General features: G+C 60.7%; 19 protein-coding genes and 3 pseudogenes. 11 read left to right on the forward strand and 11 right to left on the reverse strand.

Annotated features, from left to right (window positions below):
• The 3 genes from proS to IQK56_RS09860 form a co-directional block, all read right to left on the reverse strand.
• Positions 1-622, reverse strand: a 622-nt coding sequence (gene proS / locus IQK56_RS09850; RefSeq protein WP_193901649.1) for a proline--tRNA ligase, incomplete at its 3' end; no start/stop codon positions are given.
• A 202-nt stretch (positions 623-824) separates the two neighbouring features.
• On the reverse strand, positions 825-2,357 hold the full coding sequence (locus tag IQK56_RS09855; protein WP_099585558.1) for an AmpG family muropeptide MFS transporter: 1,533 nt from the start codon (positions 2,355-2,357) through the stop codon (positions 825-827).
• Positions 2,358-2,400: 43 nt separating this feature from the next.
• Positions 2,401-2,715, reverse strand: coding sequence for an MGMT family protein (locus IQK56_RS09860; protein WP_206691793.1), 315 nt, complete (start codon positions 2,713-2,715; stop codon positions 2,401-2,403).
• A gap of 193 nt (positions 2,716-2,908) precedes the next feature.
• Between IQK56_RS09860 and IQK56_RS09865 the strand changes: the two genes are divergently transcribed.
• From IQK56_RS09865 to groL, 5 genes are all read left to right on the forward strand, one after another.
• Positions 2,909-3,916: a DUF481 domain-containing protein gene (locus tag IQK56_RS09865; RefSeq protein WP_099585556.1), complete on the forward strand. Its 1,008-nt coding sequence runs from the start codon at positions 2,909-2,911 to the stop codon at positions 3,914-3,916.
• 96 nt (positions 3,917-4,012) lie between these two features.
• Entirely contained in the window at positions 4,013-4,744 is a 732-nt protein-coding gene (locus IQK56_RS09870) for a HugZ family pyridoxamine 5'-phosphate oxidase (protein ID WP_193901651.1), read from the forward strand.
• Between the two features lie 66 nt (positions 4,745-4,810).
• Positions 4,811-5,287 carry an FxsA family protein gene (locus IQK56_RS09875; RefSeq protein ID WP_122310208.1) on the forward strand — a complete coding sequence of 159 codons (477 nt, stop codon included), beginning with the start codon at positions 4,811-4,813 and terminating at the stop codon, positions 5,285-5,287.
• A 247-nt stretch (positions 5,288-5,534) separates the two neighbouring features.
• Positions 5,535-5,831, forward strand: coding sequence for a co-chaperone GroES (locus IQK56_RS09880; protein ID WP_003175874.1), 297 nt, complete (start codon positions 5,535-5,537; stop codon positions 5,829-5,831).
• Between the two features lie 50 nt (positions 5,832-5,881).
• A complete protein-coding gene (gene groL / locus IQK56_RS09885; protein WP_122310210.1) occupies positions 5,882-7,525 on the forward strand; it encodes a chaperonin GroEL in 1,644 nt (547 codons plus the stop codon).
• A gap of 78 nt (positions 7,526-7,603) precedes the next feature.
• Here groL and IQK56_RS09890 read toward each other — a convergent pair whose 3' ends face one another.
• Both IQK56_RS09890 and IQK56_RS09895 read right to left on the reverse strand, forming a co-directional pair.
• On the reverse strand, positions 7,604-8,323 hold the full coding sequence (locus IQK56_RS09890) for a phosphatase PAP2 family protein (protein WP_193862294.1): 720 nt from the start codon (positions 8,321-8,323) through the stop codon (positions 7,604-7,606).
• A gap of 49 nt (positions 8,324-8,372) precedes the next feature.
• Positions 8,373-10,322, reverse strand: coding sequence for an LTA synthase family protein (locus IQK56_RS09895; RefSeq protein WP_193862293.1), 1,950 nt, complete (start codon positions 10,320-10,322; stop codon positions 8,373-8,375).
• Between the two features lie 200 nt (positions 10,323-10,522).
• Here IQK56_RS09895 and colR point away from each other — a divergent pair, with 200 nt between their 5' ends.
• The 5 genes and pseudogenes from colR (at position 10,523) to IQK56_RS09920 (ending at position 14,291) form a co-directional block, all read left to right on the forward strand.
• On the forward strand, positions 10,523-11,206 hold the full coding sequence (gene colR, locus IQK56_RS09900; RefSeq protein ID WP_027605482.1) for a two-component system response regulator ColR: 684 nt from the start codon (positions 10,523-10,525) through the stop codon (positions 11,204-11,206).
• Positions 11,196-12,475: pseudogene (locus tag IQK56_RS09905) on the forward strand (sensor histidine kinase). Before colR ends, IQK56_RS09905 begins: the two are co-directional and overlap by 11 nt.
• A gap of 187 nt (positions 12,476-12,662) precedes the next feature.
• A complete protein-coding gene (locus IQK56_RS09910; RefSeq protein WP_099585551.1) occupies positions 12,663-13,343 on the forward strand; it encodes a class I SAM-dependent methyltransferase in 681 nt (226 codons plus the stop codon).
• A gap of 4 nt (positions 13,344-13,347) precedes the next feature.
• Positions 13,348-14,067 carry a lipopolysaccharide kinase InaA family protein gene (locus IQK56_RS09915; protein WP_122310218.1) on the forward strand — a complete coding sequence of 240 codons (720 nt, stop codon included), beginning with the start codon at positions 13,348-13,350 and terminating at the stop codon, positions 14,065-14,067.
• Positions 14,064-14,291, forward strand: coding sequence for a hypothetical protein (locus IQK56_RS09920; RefSeq protein WP_099585549.1), 228 nt, complete (start codon positions 14,064-14,066; stop codon positions 14,289-14,291). Before IQK56_RS09915 ends, IQK56_RS09920 begins: the two co-directional genes overlap by 4 nt.
• A 103-nt stretch (positions 14,292-14,394) precedes the next feature.
• Here IQK56_RS09920 and IQK56_RS09925 read toward each other — a convergent pair whose 3' ends face one another.
• From IQK56_RS09925 to IQK56_RS09935, 3 genes and pseudogenes are all read right to left on the reverse strand, one after another.
• On the reverse strand, positions 14,395-15,492 hold the full coding sequence (locus IQK56_RS09925; RefSeq protein WP_193901655.1) for a DUF1513 domain-containing protein: 1,098 nt from the start codon (positions 15,490-15,492) through the stop codon (positions 14,395-14,397).
• Positions 15,493-15,494: 2 nt separating this feature from the next.
• A complete protein-coding gene (locus IQK56_RS09930) occupies positions 15,495-16,559 on the reverse strand; it encodes an imelysin family protein (RefSeq protein ID WP_099585548.1) in 1,065 nt (354 codons plus the stop codon).
• Positions 16,560-16,590: 31 nt separating this feature from the next.
• A pseudogene (locus IQK56_RS09935) lies at positions 16,591-18,017 on the reverse strand (di-heme oxidoreductase family protein).
• Between the two features lie 139 nt (positions 18,018-18,156).
• Between IQK56_RS09935 and IQK56_RS09940 the strand changes: the two are divergent.
• On the forward strand, positions 18,157-18,720 hold the full coding sequence (locus tag IQK56_RS09940) for an NAD(P)H nitroreductase (RefSeq protein ID WP_122310224.1): 564 nt from the start codon (positions 18,157-18,159) through the stop codon (positions 18,718-18,720).
• A 63-nt stretch (positions 18,721-18,783) separates the two neighbouring features.
• On the opposite strand, the gene IQK56_RS31900 is transcribed toward IQK56_RS09940, so the two are convergent.
• From IQK56_RS31900 to IQK56_RS09950, 3 genes and pseudogenes are all read right to left on the reverse strand, one after another.
• Entirely contained in the window at positions 18,784-19,539 is a 756-nt protein-coding gene (locus tag IQK56_RS31900; RefSeq protein WP_425274594.1) for a methyl-accepting chemotaxis protein, read from the reverse strand.
• 102 nt (positions 19,540-19,641) lie between these two features.
• Positions 19,642-20,922 (reverse strand): annotated as a pseudogene (locus tag IQK56_RS31905) (methyl-accepting chemotaxis protein); the annotation flags it as partial.
• 136 nt (positions 20,923-21,058) lie between these two features.
• Positions 21,059-21,460 carry a YbaN family protein gene (locus IQK56_RS09950; RefSeq protein WP_193863849.1) on the reverse strand — a complete coding sequence of 134 codons (402 nt, stop codon included), beginning with the start codon at positions 21,458-21,460 and terminating at the stop codon, positions 21,059-21,061.
• Positions 21,461-21,524: the final 64 nt, after the last annotated feature.

Genomic DNA, 21,524 nt, shown 5'->3' on the forward strand with positions numbered 1-21,524 from the left:
GGGAACCGGCGCCGCCGATTGAACCGTTGTCCGCTTCAACCGGGCGGAACTTCAGGCCCAGGCGCGTGAACACATTACAGTAGGCCTGGTGCATGCGGTCGTAGGTGGCCTGCAGCGATGCCTGGTCCGCGTGGAACGAATAGGCGTCCTTCATGATGAATTCGCGGCCACGCATCAAACCGAAGCGTGGGCGGATTTCATCACGGAATTTGGTCTGGATCTGATACAGGTTCAGCGGCAGCTGCTTGTAGCTGCTCAGCTCGTTGCGCATCAGGTCGGTGATCACTTCTTCGTGGGTCGGGCCGGCGCAGAAGTCGCGGCCGTGACGGTCCTTGAAGCGCAGCAACTCAGGGCCGTACTCTTCCCAGCGCCCGGATTCCTGCCACAGCTCAGCCGGCTGGGTGCTCGGCATCAACACTTCGAGAGAGCCGGCGGCGTTCATTTCTTCACGAACGATGGCTTCGACCTTGCGCATCACCTTCAAGCCCATGGGCAGCCAGGTGTACAGGCCGGAGGCCAGTTTGCGGATCATGCCGGCGCGCAGCATCAGCTGATGGCTGATCACAACCGCGTCGGAAGGCGTTTCTTTCTGTGTGGCGAGCAAATATTGACTGGTACGCATGGTAGGCCGTTGTCGGTTGCTTGGACTTGAAATGACTTGGGATTGTACGGGCGCAAACTGCTGGAGTACAGGCATCAGAATGCAGAGGGGTGTGTGGGCTAATGTGGGAGGGGGCTTGCCCCCGATAGCTGCGTGTCAGCCATGGATAAGTTGACTGACACTCTGCAAACGGGGGCAAGCCTCCCACATTGACCGGCTGGTGTCAGTCTTCCTGCGGGGGATTCAACCGAATCCGCCGATTTTCCTGATACCAGTGCAGCGCAATCAACAGCAGCGTCGGCACGCCGAGCATGCAGGTGATCAGGAAGAAGTTGTGGTACCCGAACTTTTCTACCATCACCCCCGAATACCCACCGATCAGGCGCGGCAGCAGCAGCATGATCGAACTGAGCAGCGCGTATTGGGTGGCGGAAAACTTGAGGTTGGTCAGGCTCGACAGGTAGGCCACAAACGCCGACGTGGCGAGGCCGGAGCTGAAGTTATCCAGGGAGATGGTGAAGATCAGCATCTGCAGGTCCGGGCCCATGTCCGCGAGCATCACGAACAGCAGGTTGGTGCCGGCCGACGCCACGCCACCGATGAACAGGATCGGCAGGATGCCGAAGCGCACAATCAGCAGGCCGCCCATGCCGGCGCCGAGCAGGGTCATGATCAGGCCGAAGATCTTGCTGACCCCGGCGATCTGGTCCTTGGTAAAGCCCTGGTCGATGTAGAACACGTTGGCCATCACGCCCATCACCGTGTCGGACATGCGATAGGTGGCGATCAGTCCGAGCAACAGCAGTGCCTGCCAGCGGTAGCGCAGGATAAAGTCGTTGACCGGCGTCAGCACGGGCGCCAGGCCGCGACGGCCCATGGTCGAGAGGCACAGGGCGGTGAGGGTGATATAGAGAATGGCGCGCAGGAAGGCGCGGTCCTCCATCAACAGGTCCCACACGCTGGTGTCGTGGAACAGCACGCTAGCGAAGTCGGTGTTGTACAGCTGGGTAAACATGGCGGGTACGGACACCAGCAGCACGATCAGCACAAACACAGACATCAGTTGATGCATGAAACTGTAGCGCCCGGCCTGCAACTGGGTGCGCAGTGGCACATTCGGTTCGCGCATGAACAGGGTGGTCAGCAGCGCGGGGACCATCAGCACGCCGAACAGCACATAGGTGCCAGTCCACGCCGAGTGTTTATAGTTGAAACCGGTGGAGCCGAAGCCTTCGGCAAAAAACAGTGCACCCGCCGTGGCCAGCAGGGCGGCGATGCGGTAGCCGGACATATAGCTGGCGGCCAGCGCGGCCTGGCGGCTGTCGTCGGCGATTTCCAGGCGATAGGCGTCGACCGCGATGTCCTGGGTGGCGGACGCGAAGGCAACGACGACGGCAATAGCGATCAGCCAGGACAAGTGTTTCTGCGGGTCGCAGAAACCCATGCCGATCAATCCAAGGATCACCAGCGATTGGGCCAATACCAACCAGGAACGACGCCGTCCAAGTTTGCCGAGTAGCGGCAGGCGCCATTGGTCGAGCAGCGGCGACCAGACCCACTTGAAGGCGTACGCCAGCCCGATCAGGCTCGCATAGCCGATGGTCTCGCGGGCCACACCGGCCTCGCGCAGCCACACCGAAAGCGTCGAGAACACCAACATGTAAGGCAAGCCGGCGGCAAAGCCGAGCAACAACAGGACTAACGTCGAGGGGCTGGCATAGGCGGCGAGCGCGGCGCGCCAGGTTTTACGGGGCATGGGCTGGAGTCTGCCTCAGGTTCGCGGAAACAAAGCGCGCACTCTAACCGCTGTGCTCTACCGGGCGCCAGCCATGGCGCTGAATATCCACGCGATTATTACGGACTGTCACGCCTTCTTCGCGCAAACGCGCGCGCTGCTCGTCGCCCGAGACGCTGCCCACCGGCAGACTTATCCGACCACCGGCACCCAGCACGCGGTGCCAGGGCAATGTAGTGCCCTCGGGAAGCTGGCTCAAGGTGCGTCCCACCCAGCGGGCGGCGCGTCCCAAGCCAGCCAGTTGCGCCAGCTCGCCGTAGCTCACCACGCAGCCGGCGGGGACTTGCGCCAAGGTCAGGTACAGCGCGGTGCGGCGCATTTCGGCGGGGCTTCGCGGGGTGTCGGCGGAGAGGTTCACTGAGCAGCTATCCGTTGAAATCGCCTGTCTATCTGTAGGAAACGTCTGTAAACATGGCGATGAGAATTGAACTCAACACAAAACCTTGAGTCAGTCCTAGCTATCTAACACGATAACCGCCCCTTTTCGCCAACCTTGAGCTCCTTATCCGCTTATGTTGTCCAGAACCCTGCTGTGCCTCGCTGTCCTCAGTGCCTCCACGCCCTTGCTTGCCGATACGGTCTGGTTGAAAAACGGTGACCGCCTGACCGGCAAAATCAAGGTCTTCGACGGCGGCAAATTACTGATCCAGACTGACTATGCAGGCGCCATCCCGGTGGACTGGAAGCAGGTCAAGACCCTGGAGAGCGACCAGGAGCTGCTGGTCAAGCAGGACGCCTACACCGGCGAGAAGGCGAAATCCCTGAAGGCCGCAGACGATGGCAAAGTGGTGTTGGCCAATGGCGAGGCGCCGAAGACTGTCGACCTGGCCAGCATCCAGCAGATCATCAAGCCCAAGCCGGTGATCGAAGACCTGGTGTGGAAGGGCAATGTCGACCTGGCGCTGGACTACAAGCGTGCCGAGAACGACACCAACGACTACGACATCGACTTCAAGACCACGGCGCGTCATGGCCAATGGCGTCACACCGGCCAGGGCGAGTACAACCGCGAGTTCCAGGACGACGTCACCACCACCGACAACTGGGCCCTGGAATACGACCTGGACCGATTCCTCACCGAACACTGGTTCTGGCAGGGGCGCCTGACCTACAAGCGTGACAAGGTTGAAGACCTGGCGCGCCAACGCACGGTCGGTACCGGCCCGGGCTATCAGTTCTGGGATGATGAGCTGGGTGCGTTCTCCCTTGGCTCGCTGGTCAACCGCACCGACTATGAATACGCCACGGGCGGCAAGGACAATTTCTACTCAGTGGCCATGAAGTGGAATTACAACCGCTATCTGGTAGGCAAGACGGTCGAGTTCTTTACCACCGGTGAATTGGGCCGTCCTATCGACGGGCCTGTGGATTATTCCCTGGATGCCGAGATGGGCCTGCGCTACAAAGTCACCGAATGGGCCTCCCTCAACCTCAAGGCCGAGCGCGACGTCATCAGTGGCGATTCGGAAAGCAGCCTGAGCAAGACCCGCTACACCGCAGGCTTCGGCGTGGCCTGGTAACACAGAGCCGCTGGCAACCTGCGCGTATATTGATTACCTTGTGTTGAGATCCATTCCCATATGCTGTGGGCGGCTGAATACCCGAGGAGTCATACGTTGAGCGCGCATGTTGCCAAGAACGCCCGAGAGCTGTTGCTCAAGGAATACCGTGGGGCTCTCGCCACACAGTCCAAAGCCATGCCAGGGTTTCCCTTTGGCTCGGTCGTGCCGTACTGCCTGGACGAGCAAGGCCGCCCGCTGATCCTGATCAGCCGTATTGCCCAGCACACCCATAACCTGCAAAAAGACCCCAAGTGCTCGCTGCTGGTCGGCGAACGCGAGGCCGATGATGTGCAGGCAGTGGGGCGCCTGACCTACCTGGCCGAGGCCGAGAAGCTGGAGGCGGGCGCCGCCATTGAAGCCGCCGCCGAACGCTATTACCGCTACTTCCCCGATTCCGCCAACTACCACAAGGCCCACGACTTTGATTTCTGGGTGCTCAAGCCGGTGCGCCACCGTTACATCGGCGGCTTTGGCGCGATTCACTGGGTCGATCAGTTGACCCTGGCCAATCCATTCGCGGGCAAGGCCGAGCGCAGCATGATTGAGCACATGAACAGCGATCACACCAAAGCTATCGCCCATTACGTTCAGCTTGCCGGCCTGCCTGCTTCCGAGCCCGCGCAACTGGCCGGCATTGACAGCGAAGGCATGCACCTGCGCATCGGCCAATCCTTGTACTGGCTGCCGTTTGCCGAGTCTTGCAACACGCCGACACAAGTGCGCGAAGCCCTGGTTTCATTGGCTCACGCTGACGTCTGGCCGAAAAAAGCCGCGGCTGACGCTTGAATTCACATAATGGCGACGTCATCTAAGGTGGACTGGCAAGGCATTCTTGCGTTGAGGAACCTTTTGATGCGCCCTTTTTTATTGCTCTTTCTGCTGTTCCCGGTGTTGGAGCTGTTCGTATTCGTTCAAGTCAGCAGTGCGATCGGCTTTTTCCCGGCCCTGCTGCTGATCATTCTCGGCTCGATGCTCGGCGTTCTGGTGCTGCGCGTCGCCGGCCTGGCCACGGCGCTGCGTGCCCGTGAAAGCCTGAACCGCGGTGAACTGCCGGCCCAGACCATGCTTGAAGGCCTGATGATGGCACTGGCCGGTGGCCTGTTGATCCTGCCGGGTTTCGTCAGCGATGTGCTCGGGCTGGTCCTGCTGTTGCCGTTCACCCGCAAGCTGCTGGCCGGCAAGATGCGTCAGCGCGCCGAAGAGGCGGCGATCCGCCAGCGTGCGTTCGCCGACGACCTGCAACCCCGTGGCGGGCCTGCTCCGCGCCAGCCGTTGGGGCGTGAAGGTGATGTGATCGAAGGTGAGTTCGAACACCGCGACAGCAAATAACCGCTTGATTGGCACGGCACCTTCGGGTGCCGTGTTGCTTTTATCGCTCGGCAGTTGCAAAAAAATTCCGCCGAGCCCCCTTGTAATAAGCTTATGCGCCCTTATGTAACGGTCACCGCAAGGTTTCTGGTGGCAACACTAGACAGACTTCCGCGTCTTGCCTGGCGAGGCGCGACCGGCACCGCCGGATAACAACCTGCCGGTACTGACACCGGCCGATGAAAAACACAATTAGGAGAGATCGACAATGAGCAAGCTTCGTCCTCTGCACGACCGCGTCGTAATCCGTCGCAGCGAAGAAGAAAAGAAAACCGCTGGCGGTATCGTTCTGCCAGGTTCGGCTGCTGAAAAAGCCAACCACGGTGTGATCGTCGCTGCAGGCCCAGGCAAGACTCTGGAAAACGGTGATGTGCGTGCGCTGGCCGTTAAAGTCGGTGACAAGGTTGTATTCGGCCCTTACTCCGGCAGCAACACTGTGAAAGTTGACGGCGAAGACCTGCTGGTTATGGCTGAGAACGAGATTCTCGCTGTTCTGGAAGACTGATTTCCCCGCTCATTTTCCCGTTACTACAAAGTATTTAAGGAATATCGATCATGGCTGCTAAAGAAGTTAAATTCGGCGATTCCGCCCGTAAAAAAATGCTCACCGGTGTCAACATCCTGGCTGACGCAGTAAAAGCGACCCTGGGCCCTAAAGGCCGTAACGTGATCATCGAGAAGAGCTTCGGCGCTCCGACCATCACCAAGGACGGCGTTTCCGTAGCAAAAGAAATCGAACTGGAAGACCGTTTCGAAAACATGGGCGCGCAGCTGGTCAAAGACGTTGCCTCCCGTGCCAACGATGACGCAGGCGACGGCACCACCACCGCTACCGTTCTGGCTCAGGCAATCGTCAACGAAGGCTACAAGGCCGTCGCTGCCGGCATGAACCCGATGGACCTCAAGCGCGGCATCGACAAGGCGACCATCGCCATCGTTGCTGAGCTGAAAAACCTGTCCAAGCCTTGCGCTGACACCAAGGCAATCGCTCAGGTAGGCACCATCTCCGCCAACTCCGACAGCTCCATCGGCGACATCATTGCCGAAGCCATGGAAAAAGTCGGTAAAGAAGGCGTGATCACCGTTGAAGAAGGCACTGGCCTGGAAAACGAACTGTCGGTTGTTGAAGGCATGCAGTTCGACCGTGGCTACCTGTCCCCGTACTTCGTCAACAAGCCAGAAACCATGGTTGCCGAGCTGGACAGCCCGCTGATCCTGCTGGTCGACAAAAAGATCTCCAACATCCGCGAAATGCTGCCAGTGCTGGAAGCCGTTGCCAAAGCCGGCCGTCCACTGCTGATCGTTTCCGAAGACGTTGAAGGCGAAGCCCTGGCGACGCTGGTTGTGAACAACATGCGTGGCATCGTTAAAGTCGCAGCCGTCAAGGCTCCGGGTTTCGGCGACCGTCGCAAGGCCATGCTGCAGGACATCGCTGTTCTGACCGGCGGTACCGTAATCTCCGAAGAGATCGGCCTGAGCCTGGAAAGCGCCACCCTGGAAAACCTGGGTAGCGCCAAGCGCGTGACCATCTCCAAGGAAAACACCATCATCGTTGACGGTGCTGGCGTTGAAGGCGACATCCAGTCGCGCATCACTCAGATCCGCGCCCAGGTTGCCGAGACTTCCTCGGACTACGACCGTGAAAAACTGCAAGAGCGTCTGGCCAAGCTGTCCGGCGGCGTAGCAGTGATCAAGGTTGGCGCTGGTTCCGAAGTTGAAATGAAAGAGAAGAAAGCCCGCGTTGAAGACGCCCTGCACGCAACCCGCGCAGCCGTTGAAGAAGGCGTGGTACCTGGCGGTGGCGTTGCGCTGATCCGTGCTCTGGAAGCCCTGACCAACCTGACCGGCGACAACGCTGATCAGAACGTGGGTATCGCTGTGCTGCGTCGTGCTGTTGAAGCGCCGCTGCGTCAGATCGCTGCCAACTCCGGCGACGAGCCAAGTGTTGTGGTCAACGAAGTCAAGAACGGCAAAGGTAACTACGGTTACAACGCTGCGACTGGCGTCTACGGCGACATGATCGAAATGGGCATCCTGGACCCTACCAAGGTGACTCGTTCCGCGCTGCAGGCAGCAGCCTCCATCGGCGGTCTGATCCTGACCACCGAAGCGGCCATTGCTGACAAGCCGAAGGCTGAAGGCGCTGGCGGCGGTATGCCAGACATGGGCGGCATGGGTGGCATGGGCGGCATGATGTAAGCCAGCCTTACCCGGCTAACCCAAAAGCCCCGCCTGCAGTGATGCAGGCGGGGCTTTTTTTTGCGCGGTGCATGGGGTTCAAAGGCGCGCGGCGTGCCTCGACGGCCGGTACAGCAACAAGCAATACATGCCCAGGCAGATCAGCCAACAGAAAATCGCCGTCCACACATTGTGGGAAAAGAAGTGCGCGCCTTGCAGCATGCGGCTCACTGAAAAGACGCTGCCCAAGCCTGCGGCGAAGACAAATGCGTAGCGTGTCAAGCGCGGCCGACGGTCACGCAGGGCAAAAAACCAGGCGAACAAGGCGAAGCCGGTAGCGGCATGACCCCCTGGCCAGCAACGTCCGGGTTTATCCGTAGGCGGGCGAGGGCTCAGCAGCGCACTGTAGGTTTCCTGCCCTCCGAACTCCTTGAGGCTCCAGGGGCATTGCACGGCGGTGATGGTTTTCAGCGGTGAGACGTAGGCAGTCGCCAACCCCAGCGAAAGCACCAGACAGCCCAGTTCGCGACGGTAGGGTTTGAGCCTTTGCAAAATGAATGTCCCGGCAAACCCCAGAATTGCCAGCACAGAGAACAGGATCACCAACTGCTTGGCGCGGTCATGCAGGATGTCTTCGAGGAAGAAACTGTAACGACCGATAAATCCGCCATCCGCCGCGCTGTAGAAGCGTTTGGCGAGGTCCATGTCCAGGGACGTCAACTCCAGCACAAGCAACACCAGTGCAGCGCCGGCAGGAATACCCAGGCACAGCCAGAGATTAAGCGGTTTGGAAACGGGCGCAGCGGCGCAGTTATTCATGGCTAGCCTTGGTAGGCATGCCCCGTACTGACCTGTACGGGGCAATGGTTTAGCGTGTGCTCAGAGCGGGCGCCTCCTCCTTGGGGGCCCTCCAACTCAGCAACTGTTGTTTGAACCCATAACTGGCGGCCTGGTAGTAGGTGATCGCCCGTTGGATCAACGGGTCATCGCTGCCCACCCGCAATTCCTGGCTTTCACCCAACGCCTCGTCGTGGCGACGCAGGCCGAGGCGCGGGCTGAGGATTGCCAGGTCCTTGCCGTCAAACAACCCCAGGTGCTGATAGTTGCCGACCACTACGCGCGCTGGCAACGGGTTGTCTTGCATCAGGTTGCGACCGAAGAAGGTCGACTCGTAGCTCAGGTTGATCAGGCCCAGCAGTGTCGGCGCAAGGTCGATCTGGCTGGCCAGTTGCGCGGTTTCCCGGGCGTCGATCAGCTTCGGTGCGTAGATGAACAGCGGGATCTGGTAGTTGGTGATGGGCAGGTCTTCCTTGCCCGCGCTGCCGGCGGTGTGGTCGGCGACGAACACGAAGATCGTATTGTCGAACCACGGTTTCTGGCGTGCGGCCTCAAGGAACTGGCCGATGGCGTGGTCGGTGTACTTCACTGCACCGTCGCGTCCGTTGCCGGATTTGATATCGATGCGACCGTCCGGATAGGTGTACGGGCGGTGGTTGGAGGTGGTCATCAGTTGCAGCAAAAACGGCTGCCGCTTGGCGTAGTCGGTGTCTGCGAGCTTCAGGGTTTGGTTGTAGAGATCTTCGTCGGCCATGCCCCAGGCGTTTTTAAACGAGATTTCAGACTCGAGCACGCTGCTTTGGTCTACGACCCGATAGCCGTTGCCACTGAAGAACGCGTTCATATTGTCGAAGTAACCGCGTCCGCCATACACAAACACGCTGTCATAACCGATAGCACTGAGTTGCTGCCCCAGGCTGGCAAAGCCGCTTTCGCGACCGATGCGCTTGACGATCGAACGCCCCGGCGTAGGTGGGATTGCCAGGGTGATGGCCTCAAGTCCGCGGTCGGTACGGGTACCGGTGGCGTAGAAGTTATTGAAGTACAGGCTTTGCTTGCGCAGCGCATCGAGATTGGGCGTGAGGTTGCGTTCGTCGCCGTTGCTGCCCATGTACTTGGCGCTGAAACTTTCGATGGTCACCAGCACGATATTGGGTTTGCGCAACGTTCCCGGGTTGGTGATGGCGCGACGGATATCCAGCGGATCATTGCCGATAAAGCGGGCATTGGGCTCACTGAGTTCGTTGCGCAATTGCCGGGCGACGACCTCCGTCGGCAAGGTCTTGTAGAACTGTGGGTAGTCCAGCTCGTTGTTACGGAAAGCGGCGAAAAACTGATAGGGGCCATTGCTGGCCAGCTCGTTTTTGTAGGCGTTGCCACCCTGAGTGCGCGGGCTGTCCTGGCTGATCAATTGCAGGCTGAGGCCGGCAACGACCAACAGCGCCAGCGCATTCACCATACGGCCGCGCATCGTCGGCAAGGGCGCATTCATTGTTGCGTTAAACGTCTTGCGCAGGGCCAGGCTCAGCACCAGGGCCAGCATCGCCAGCAGGCTCAGCAGCTTGCCGATCGGGTAAGACTCCAACAGGTTGTTCAATACCTCGTCGGAATACACCAGGTAGTCAACGGCGATAAAGTTGAAGCGCACGCCGAATTCGTCCCAGAACAGCCATTCGGCGACGGAGGTGAACAGCATGGCAAACAGACTGGCCGTGAGCACCGCTTGCAGGAACCAGCGGTGACCACGACGACGCCACAGACCGGGTGGGCATAACAGCACATACAGCCCCAGCGGCAACGCCGCATAGGCCAGGAAGCCCAGGTCATACAGCAAGCCCACCCCAAACACCGGCAGCAGATTGCCGCCGACTTCGTCCAGGTGAGTGATGAGCAGCACGCTGCGCGTGAGCAGGAAAACCAGCAGCCAGGCACCGGTTACCAACAGCAAATAGCGCATAGCCGCTGTTTTGAGAAACCCCATGTCCATGTTCCTTATATCAATGGGGGCGATCTTCACGCTGACACTGTAGTCAGTTTGTGAAGCTATAGTGAAAAACTCGTTCAACTCAAGAAACGGTTGAAAACCTTAATCGACGGGCCCTTCAGCTCTATCCCTGAGCCACACTTGGCCTTAAGCTGCGCGAGCCAACACGGCCGTTACCGCGTACGGAGACACTGCCCATGCGAATTTTATTGGTTGAAGACAACCGCGATATTCTGGCCAACCTGGCTGATTACCTGGGGCTGAAGGGCTACACCGTTGACTGTGCGCAGGACGGCTTGTCGGGCCTGCACTTGGCGGCCACCGAGCACTACGACCTGATCGTGCTCGATATCATGCTGCCCGGTATCGATGGCTACACCCTGTGCAAGCGCCTGCGCGAAGACGCACGCCGCGACACGCCAGTGATCATGCTCACCGCTCGCGACCAGTTGGATGACCGGCTGCAGGGCTTCAAGTCCGGCGCCGATGACTACCTGCTCAAACCGTTTGCCCTGTCGGAGCTGGCCGCGCGCATCGAAGCGGTGCTGCGCCGTGCCCAAGGCGGCGGACGCCGTGCCCTGCAGGTGGCCGACCTGAATTATGACCTCGACACCCTGGAAGTCACCCGTGAAGGGCGCCTGCTCAAGCTCAACCCGGTCGGCCTCAAGCTGCTGGCGGTGCTGATGCAGAAGAGCCCGCACGTGCTGCGTCGGGAAGTGCTCGAAGAAGCGCTGTGGGGCGACGACTGCCCGGACAGCGACAGCCTGCGCAGCCACGTCCACCAATTGCGCCAAGTGATCGATAAACCCTTTGCCAAGCCGTTGCTGCAAACGGTGCACGGCGTCGGCTATCGCCTGGCCGAGGGTCGTGATGGAGTTTAAGCAAAGCCTTGCCCAGCGGATCATCATTGCCTTTGCCCTGATGAGCGCGTTAGTGGCGGGGGCCTTCGCCATGGGCATCGTCGCCACCGTGCATCTGGTGGAAGAGAAACTGATTTCGGCGGGTTTGGGCGGTGACTTGCAGCGGCTGCTGTTGATGGACAGCGTCGAGGACTGGAACCACCGGCCGGAGCCGGACCAGTTGTTCTACTTCAGCGGTGGTCCGGGTGATTTCGAGCTGCCCAAGGACCTGCGGCACCTGGAGCCTGGCTTTCATGAGGTGTTTCGCGAGTCGCTGTCCTACCACGCCATGGTCGAAGTGATCGACGGTCGTCGCTATGTGCTGCTGCAAGACCAAAGCGATTTCGAAGAGCGCGAGCGCGTGCTGTTCGCCGTGGTGCTGGTGGGCTTGTGCTCAGCCTGGCGCTGGCGGTGTTCCTCGGCTGGGTGCTGGCGCGCAAAGTAATGGCGCCGGTGGTACGCCTGGCGCGCCAGGTGCGGCATCGCGACCAATTGCTGGGCCTGGCCCCGCCCCTGGCGCCGGACTATGCCGCCGATGAAGTCGGAGAGCTGGCCGTGGCCTTCGACGCCACCCTGGGGCGCCTGCGCCAGGCGCTATCCCGTGAGCAAATGTTCACCAGCGATGTAAGCCACGAATTGCGCACGCCCTTGATGGTGCTGGCCAGTTCCTGCGAGCTGTTGCTGGAAAACCCAGCCATCGACCAGCGCGGGCGTAACCAGGTGCTGCGTATTGCTCGGGCCTGTGAAGAAATGCGTGAACTGGTGCAGACCTTCCTGATGCTGGCCCGTGCCCAGCATAACGATGCGGCCATGTCGCCTCAGGTCACCCTGACGCAAGTGGCGGATGACTTGCTCGGCATCTGGCGTGAGCAAATCGAGCGCAAAGGCCTGGAGCTGATCTACCAGCCGGGCAACCCGCTGGACACGCGTTACAACACCACGTTCCTGCACGCGGTGATGGGCAACCTGTTGCGCAATGCCTTGCACTACACCGAGCACGGTTTTATCCGGCTCACACTTGAACCCAGCGGTTTCGTAGTGGAGGACTCGGGCGTCGGCATTCCCGAAGACAAGCGCGAAGCGATGTTCGAGCCGTTCGTACGCGGCAGCGAAAAGCGCGGTGAGGGCCTGGGGTTGGGGTTGTCACTGGTCCAGCGCATCTGCGAGAACCAGGGCTGGAGCGTCAGCCTCAGCACCATGGAGCCCAATGGCTGTCGCTTTCATGTCGAGTTGAGTCAGGTCAAGGCCTGACCGCTCACCCTGCCGCTATCCTGCCAGACATTCCCGTCATTCGGCGAAGATGGCCCCATGCTACTGAATGTGTCTGTAAAGTCTTGAAATGTATGGGATTGGACAGGACAAGTTTTTCACACACGGTTGACCTGTTGATCACAGTTTGCTGCTTAAGGTGGTAGGCATCAGTCACTGGAGACCTGTGATGTCTGACCCCATCAAGCTCGAATTTTCCGAAAAGTACGACGACGAACACGCCCACGAATATTTGCTCAAGCATCAGGACAATCTGGCCCGCCGGTTGTCCCACAAACGCGACGAGCAATTGGCCCGCGGCGCGCTGGCGATGGCGGGTGAGCCTGGCCTGGTGCTGGACCTGCCCTGTGGGGCGGGGCGCTTCTGGCCATTGCTGGCGGAAAAACCCAACCGTGTGATCATCGGTGCAGACAATTCGGCATCAATGTTGAAAGTTGCAACCGTCGCCCAACCTGCGGATGTGGTGAAACGGGTACGACCCTTGCAGACATCTGCCTTTGATATCGATTTGCCGGATAACTCGGTCGACAGCATTTTCTGTATGCGCTTGTTGCACCACATTGGTGATCCGGCGCACCGACTGGCGATATTGCGGGAGTTTCAGCGTGTTACCCGTGACAGCGTGATCATTTCGCTGTGGGTCGATGGCAATTTCAAAGCCTGGAAACGCAAGCGCCTCGAAGATCAGCGGCGCAAGAAGGGTGAGCAGGAAGGTTACCAAAACAGATTTGTGTTACCGGCTGCTACTGTTGAAGCAGAGTTTGAGCAAGCCGGTTTCCGTGTCCAGGAGTCCCTGGACTTCATCCCGCTGTACGCCATGTGGCGAGTGTACGTATTACGCAAGAGGTAACAGGATGGCAGTTGAGTGCGTAGCAGGCAGTCACGTAACTCCCGAAGAAAGGTTTGACTATTTCTGGCGCCAACAAGGCGAATGGGTCGAAGAACCCAATCGTCGGCGTGGCGGTGAGAGTGGTGTGCAGCGGGTGATGAGCGCCAATGGGCGCCTGCTCTACAGCAAACGCCAGACCGGCCATATCTATCGCAGTTGGCTGCATCCGTTTGGGCGCCCTACCGTGCTGCGCGAGCGTGATGCCCTCAAGGGCCTGCGCCTGCTGGATGTGCGGGTACCGGAACTGGTGTTCTGCGAGGCCCGCCGCGATGCCGAGCATCATTGGCAGGCGTTGCTGGTCACGGCGTCTCTCGACGGTTTCGACGAAATTGAAAACTGGTACTCGGTTGGTGGCCGTGAACGCTACGGCGAGTTGGTTCACGAGCGCGTACTCAAGGAACTGGCCGGCACCCTGGCGCGCATGCACAAGGGCCGCTGGCAGCATGGTTGCCTGTACATCAAGCATATCTTTGTACGGGTGACGGGCGAGGGCGACTCGGCCAATGTGGAAGTGGCACTGCTGGACTTTGAGAAGTGCCGTCAGCGCCTGACCGCTTATCGGGCAGCGGCCCATGATATGCGGCAACTGCGCCGCCATTCGTCGTGGAACGATAGCGACTGGGCAAAACTCAGCTACTTTTACGAGACGGCGTTTGGCAGCGCTATCAAGGGTTTAACCAAATGAAGCTAGAAATAGCACGAGGTGTGTTCCTGGTGGGGGCGTTAGGCGTTGCAGCCTTGGCCCTGGCCGCATGGGAGCAGCCTCGCACACAGGTACTCAGTGCGACGCAGGGTGGGGCGCAATGCCTGTTGCCGCGGGTCGCCAAGGCGAGTACGGCAGCCAAGCCTGATCATGAGTTGCTCCTGTTCATGTTCGGCATGTCTCAAGGGATGAGGCCGCAGAGTTGAAGCGATTGAAACCACCGGGAAAGGGCCTTGCGATGCGAGGCCCTTTTTTTTTGCAAACCGCGCGTCTAAAGACGAAAGCGTGGAGTGGTGCAATCCCAACGGATCAGATGAGGTGCAGGTGGTTGTCCCACAGCCCCGCCGGCAATTCCAGCGGCTTTGCAACCAACGGCTTCTGGCGGCAATCGTAGAAACGGCAACGGCCCTGGCCCGATGTGACGACAAATCCGTCCGCCACCGCACCGACGCCGGCGCAATCGGGCAACGGCCCGTCCAGGCGCAGTTCGCCGCTGTCCATGTCCCAGATAAAGAAGCGATTGCCACGCGGCGCCGTCAATGCAACCAGGCGCAACTCGCTGTGTACCGCGACGCTGGCGGTGTAATGCCCCATGGCCTGCAACTGCTCATCCGCCACCGGGAATGCCACGAACGGCTGCCCCGGCCGCTTGATCGCCAGCAACTCGGAACGCTCCTGTGACGGCCCCATGAACTGCTGCCCGGTAAGGATGGTGCCATCGCTGGCGATGCCCATATGGCGCACGCTGTTCATCTGTTGGGCCAGGGTTTCCTTGCTGATCAGCGTGCCATCGCGCTGCATCAGCACCAGGCTTGGCTCCATGGCGTTGAGGTTCATCTCCACCCGGCTTTCGGCTTCGGTGCGAATGCCGCCGTTGGCCACGATCAACGTTTCGCCATCGGGCATCCACGACACCTGGTGCGGGCCGATGCCGTGGGTAGAAATCTCGCCGCTGTGCACCAACCGCTCGCTTTCGAACTTATACACACCGAGCAAACCTCGGCCGGGATCGGACGTGTCGTTCTCGGTGGCGTAGAGCCAGTCGCCGCTCTTGTGGATCACTGCATGGCCATAGAAGTGGCGATTGGCCTTCGAGGTGATGGTTTGCAGCAACGCGCCATCACGCAGGTCGATCAGGTAACTCTCGGTGCCCGGACGACGGGCGACGAACAGCGCAATCGGCAGCGTCGGGTGGTTGATGATGTCGTGGCAGCGTTGGCCGACCTGGGTGGCAAACACGGGCTTGCCGTCCAGGTGATAACCCACGGCGTAGTGCTTGCCGTCTGCATCATCGCGCGCCGACAGCAGCAGCGGGCCCTTGTCTTTTTGCTTGAACAGCGTCCAACCACCCAGCGTGAGTGCGCTGAGCAGCACGCTGCCAACCGCCAAAGCCTGTCGCCTGAGCATCATCAGTCACCGTCGTTGGCGTTAAAGCCCAGTTGGATGCCCAGCGCCTTGGCCAGTTCGCCTTCGTGCAGGCGGTGGACGACGTTGAGGCTGTCGTAGAGGTCGTTGAGTTGCTGGCGCCCGGCGTCATCGTTCAACAGTTCGTTGAGGGTGCGCTGGTTGCTGGCGAACAGTTTCAGGGACGCGGCGTAGGCGGCGTCGATCTTGTCGGCCAGCGGCTTTTGATCCGACGGCAACAGGCCACGCAGGCCTTTGTTGTCGACGCCGACCCATACGGTCTGGGCGGCGGCGAGGCTGGCTTCCAGGCTTTGCAGGGACGACTGGCTGCGCCATGCATCGGCCTGGAACGGCTGCGGGATACCCTTGGTCTGGCGACCCATGGGCGTGCCGAGTTTTTTCTTCAGGCTGTCGAGGGCGGTCACTTGGACGCGCAGCAGATCGGCGATGGCTTCGTGGGAATCGGCGTAGCGCTGGTTCGGAAACTTGGTCATCTGCGCGAGCATGCCGTCGGTGCTGTTCCAACTGGCCAGGATCTCTTCGGCCAGGACTTTCTGGCGGTCGCCGATGGCCACCAACAGAGGGCAATAACGGGCTTTGTTCGCGTCGTCGGCGAGGTCGGTCTTGGCGTCGTAGAGGATGTATTCGTAGGCCGACAGGCCTTGCACCACTACGCTGGATTTGGCCAGTGCGGCGCCGTCGATCTGCGGCTGGCTGGTGACCAGTTGCTCGACCTGGCGACCGACCAGGTTTTTCTTGTCCGGCCAGAACTGTACTTGCCAGGCACGGTTGCCCTCGGCCAGCGGGCCGATGAGCAGTGGTTGCAACTCGGCCCAGGCTTTTTGCGCGTGGAGGAAGTCGGCGCGGGCGGTGTCCAGGCTTTCCTTGCCCTGGCAGTAGGCGAGGGCGCTGACGGCCAATTGGCGGTCGGCTTCAACCCAGCGGCTGTAGGTTGGCAGGATCACTTGTTTGGCGATCGCCGCCGAGGTCACGGCTTGCGGGTCTTGTGGCGAGCAGGCGCCCAGGGCGAGGGCGGCCAGGCTGGTGAACAACAACTTGGGACGGAACATGTCGAGCTCCCTTCTGTAAGTGGGGCGAAGCTTATAGAGAATTCAGGAACGCCAGCAACGCAGCGCGCTGTTCGGCATTAAAGGACAACACATGCTGCTGCGCCGCTTGGGCTTCACCGCCGTGCCAGAGCACGGCTTCCAGCAGGTTGCGGGCGCGGCCATCATGCAGGAACTGGGTATGGCCGCTCACCGTTTGCGTCAGGCCGATGCCCCACAACGGCGGCGTGCGCCAGTCGCGGCCACCGGCCTTGAATTCGCTGCGGTTGTCGGCCAGGCCTTCGCCCATGTCGTGCAGCAGCAAATCGCTGTAGGGGCGGATCACTTGGTTGGCCAATTCGGGTTCGGCGACATTCGCGGCGGTGGTGAACGTCGGCGTGTGGCAACCCTGGCAACCGGCCTGGTAGAACAGGTTTTTCCCGGCCAGCACCTGCGGATCATTGACGTCGCGGCGCACGGGCACAGCAAGGTTGCGGGTGTAGAACAGCACCAGGCGCAGAATATTATCGCTGACTTCCGGCTCGCCTTCGGCGCCATTGCCGTTGGGCGCCTGTTTGCAGGCCACTTGGGCGTCGGTGCAGTCATCAAAGGGTCTCAGGGACGTAGTGAGGCCCATATCACCAGAAAACGCGTGAACATTTTGTTGATTGAGGTTGGGTTGCCCGGCTTTCCAGCCAAAACGCCCGAGGACGGTTTTTTGCCGGGCGTCATCCCAGACCTGATTGGCCCGGCCGACGATGGCCTCTTTATCGGCGGTTTTCGGGTCGGTGTTGCGCAGGATATCCGCGTCGCTGATCGCTTCGAGCAGGCCCAGGCCAATCATCGGCGGGGCGATGCGCGCCGAGAAGCGGGTGTCGGGGTGCATTGGGCCGTAGCCGAGCTGGGTGATCTGCAGGTTTGGCTTGCGCAACTCGACGACGGTGCCGTCCTTGAACGTGACGTTGACCGGCGTGTAGTCGACCCGCACCTTGCCCTCCGGCGCCACGCCCGGCACGGCCATGTCTTGCAGTTGCCCGCCGTAGACGGGCTCGGGCACGACGCCCGCCTGCTCGATGAGCCTGGCGTAGAGCGGCTCGTCGGGGATCGACAGGCGTACCAGCATCGACACCGCATTGGCCGCGTCGGCAGCGGCGGGTGGCCACGGCCGTCCTTGATATGGCAGTTCTGGCAGGCGTTGGTGTTGAACAACGGGCCGAGGCCATCGCGGGCGGTGGTGGTGGACGGCGCGATCACCCAGGGGTTGCGAAAGAAGCTGTTGCCGACGCTGAAGTCCAGGCGGCGCGTCGGCGACAGGTTGGCCGACGGCAGGGAAAACGCGTTCTGGTCGCGCTTGTTCACCGTCGCCGCGCCGCCCGCCCGTGATTCACCCGGCTCGGCCTTGGTGAACCTGGGGGCGTCATCGCACGCAGTCAGGCCCAGGGCCATGCATGCGACGGACAGACGAACTAGCGAACGGAACATCGAGTTTCCTGAACGAGCGTGAAAAATGTGGTCGCAAAGTCTAACAGGGCCGGGGGGAATGAATAAGAGCAATTATCGTTTGGTGGAAGCCGATTCATTCCCGCTAGAATGACCCCACATTTTTTTCTGGAGGTGGCCAATGCAGGCTCTCGACGCTTTGCTCAACCGTGTTTCCGTGCCGCGTTTGCTGGAGCCGGCACCGACCCAGGAGCAGCGCGACGTGCTGTTCGCCGCTGCCATGCGTGCGCCCGACCACGGTCAACTGCGTCCTTGGCGTTTCCTCACCGTAGAAGGTGCCGCCCGTGAGCAGATGGGTACGCTGCTGGCCGAGGCCGCACGCCTGCAAGACGCCGACGCCCCGCAAGCCGCCATCGACAAGGCCCAGAACGGCCCGTTGCGCGCCCCGCTGGTGGTGGTGGTGATTGCCCGTTTGCAGGAGCACTTCAAGGTGCCCAAGTCCGAGCAACTGCTGGCGGCGGCCTGTGCGGCTCATGGCATTCTGCTGGCGGCGTATGCACAGGGGATTGGTGCGGTGTGGCGTACGGGTGAATTGTCGTACTCGGCCCATGTGGCCAAGGGTTTGGGGCTGACGGCGGATGAGGAGGTGATTGGCTTCCTCTATTTGGGGACACCACAGAATCCACCGCGTACGGCCGCGAAGGAAGATGTGGCGGCGTTTGTGAAGGCCTGGACGGGTCTCTAAGCAGTACGCGGTCAAAATGTGGGAGGGGGCTTGCCCCCTCCCACATTTGACCGTTGGTGTGTCTTACACCTTGAATTGATCCATGAGTTTCATCTGCTGGCTGGCCAAGGCATTGAGCTGGCTGCTGATGGCCGCCGATTCGGTAGCCTGGCCGGTCAGGGTTTCGGTCACAGTGCGAATCGCCGAGACGTTGCGGTTGACCTCTTCGGCCACCGCGCTCTGTTGTTCGGCGGCACTGGCGATTTGCAGGTTCATATCGCTGATCACCGTCACCGCATCGCTGATCTTGCCCAACGCCTGCACGGCCTGATGGATCTGCCCGGCATTGCTCTGGGCCTGGCTTTGGCTTGAGTGCATGGTCGCGACCACGCCACGGGTGCCGCTCTGGATGCGCTCGATCACCAGGCGGATTTCCTCCACGGAGTCCTGGGTGCGTTTGGCCAGGTTGCGCACTTCATCAGCCACCACCGCAAACCCACGGCCGGTTTCACCGGCGCGGGCCGCTTCAATCGCCGCGTTGAGCGCCAGCAGGTTGGTCTGCTCGGCGATGCTGCGGATCACTTCCAGCACCGAGCCGATTTGCTCGCTGTTGACCGCCAGGGCTTCGACTTCGCCTACGGCCTTGCTGACCTCTTCGGCGAGGGTGGTGATATCCCGCGTACTCTTTTCAATGATCTGCATGCCTTCGCGTGCCGACTGATCGGCGCCGCGTGCCGCACTGGCGGCATTCGAGGCGCTGTTGGCCACGTCGTGGGCGGTGGCGCTCATTTCGTTGGACGCCGTGGCCACCTGGTCGATTTCACGGAACTGCACCTGCATGCCCTCGCTGGTCTGGCGGGCGATGGCTGAGGATTGATCCGCCGTGCCGCGGGCCTCGGTGATGTTTTGCTTGATCTGCGCGATAGTCGGTTGCAGCTTGTCGAGGAAGCGGTTGAACCAGTTCACCAGTTCGCCCAGCTCGTCTTTCTTGGCATAAGCCAGCCGCTGGGTGAGGTCGCCGTCGCCGCTGGCGATGTCCTTGAGCATCGCGGCCACGCTGTTGATCGGGCGGGTCACGCCGGTGGCGGTCAGCCAGATCAGCAGCAGGCCGAGCAGCGCTGCGGCAGCCGCCACCAGCAACGCTTTGAGCACGCCGGCCGCCTGGGCATCGTCGAGCACGGCTTGCAGCTTGACGTTATCGGCCAGCATCACGGCTTTTGGCAGCTTGATCACCACGCCCCAGGATTTGGCATCGCTGATGGGCTTGACCGGGTACACGGCGCGGATGGTGTCGCCCTGTTCGCGGATCATGCGGCTGTCACTGGCCAGCAGTTGCACGATTTCCTTGCCTTCGGCGCCAAGGGTATCGATCAGGTTCTTGCCGACCTTGGCCGGTTCGCCACTGTAGGCGGCGATCAAGCCGGTACTGGAGAGAATTTCCAGGTGTGCCGCGCCGTTGAACAGGTCTTTCTGCGCGGCATCGGTGGTCGCTTGCAGGGCGGTGAGGGCGATGTCGACACCGACAATGCCAATGACCTTGCCGTCCACGATCAGCGGCAGGGAAATAGTGGTCATCAGCACGGGTTTGCCGGCCACGGTGTCTTCGTACGGGTCCAGCAGGCAGGTGCTGCGGGTGTCGCGTGGGCAGGTGTACCAGATGTTGTAGGGCGTGCCGCTGAGGTTGAGGGCGGTTTTGTTGAGGTCGTCCTCGACCATGATGGTGTTCAGGCCTGCGCCACCGGCCCGGCTCCAGTAGCTGGAAAAACGGCCTTTTTCGTTGGACACGCGGGCCTTGTCATCAATGAATTCGCTGTCCTTGCCATCCAGGCCATTGGGCTCGAACGACAGCCAGATGCCCAGCACCTTATTGTTGCGCTCGAATGCGGTTTTTACGCTCTGGTTGAGTGCTTCGCGCAGGGCGCCGGCGTCGAGGCCGCGCTGGGTCCCCAGGTTGCGCAGGTCTTTGATCTGGTCGGCCAGGGCGGTCAACGCCACCTGGCTGTCGCCGAAGGTTTTCTGCAATTGCACGGCCTGTTCGGCGGCCTTCGCTTGCAGCAGCTGTTCCACGCTGGCGGTGAGCATTCGCGAACTTGAATCGCTGACCAACTGATCGTTCTGGTTGGTGTTGAAGATATTGATGCCGACCACCAGCGCAATCACACCCAGTAGGCATAGCCCTGACAGCAGCACGATTTTCAAGCGGATAGAGAGGGTGTCGAACATAGGTTCACTCGCGAATGGACTTGTTGGAATGCACAGCACGGCCAAGTCCCTTCAGCGCTATATCCGGAGCATCGGCGTATCAGGATGTTTCATGAGGGGCAGGCGATGAGTGGTAGGAAAATACCTACACGCAGCGTTATACGGGCTGTACGAGCCGTTCGGGGCGTGACCAGATCCACAGGTTGCCCAGGCTCATCCCGGCAATCGCCAGGTAGATCGGCCAGCCATGGTCGAGCATCACCAGCATCAGGATCGCGCACAGCAGCATGCTCACGGTGGCGCTGACTTTGGCCCGGCGGGCAATGATCTTGCCGTTGCGCCAGTTGAACAGGATGGGGCCGAACAGGCGGTGGTTTTCCAGCCAGGCGCTGAGGCGCGGCGAGCTTTTGGTCGCGGCCCAGGCGGCCAGCAGGATGAATTCGGTGGTGGGCAAACCCGGCACGACAATCGCCACCAGCCCGATGCCCAGGCTGACGTAGGCCAGCAGGCCGAACAGGATCTGCGCGATTTTCGAGGTGGATTGGGTTTTGCCGGTCATGGTGTGTGCAAAGTAGGGAATAACAAAAAGTCAGCATTGACATGCGGTTTAAATGTGGGAGGGG

Origin of the sequence: Pseudomonas cyclaminis (assembly GCF_015163715.1) — a bacterium.
Classification (GTDB): domain Bacteria; phylum Pseudomonadota; class Gammaproteobacteria; order Pseudomonadales; family Pseudomonadaceae; genus Aquipseudomonas; species Aquipseudomonas cyclaminis.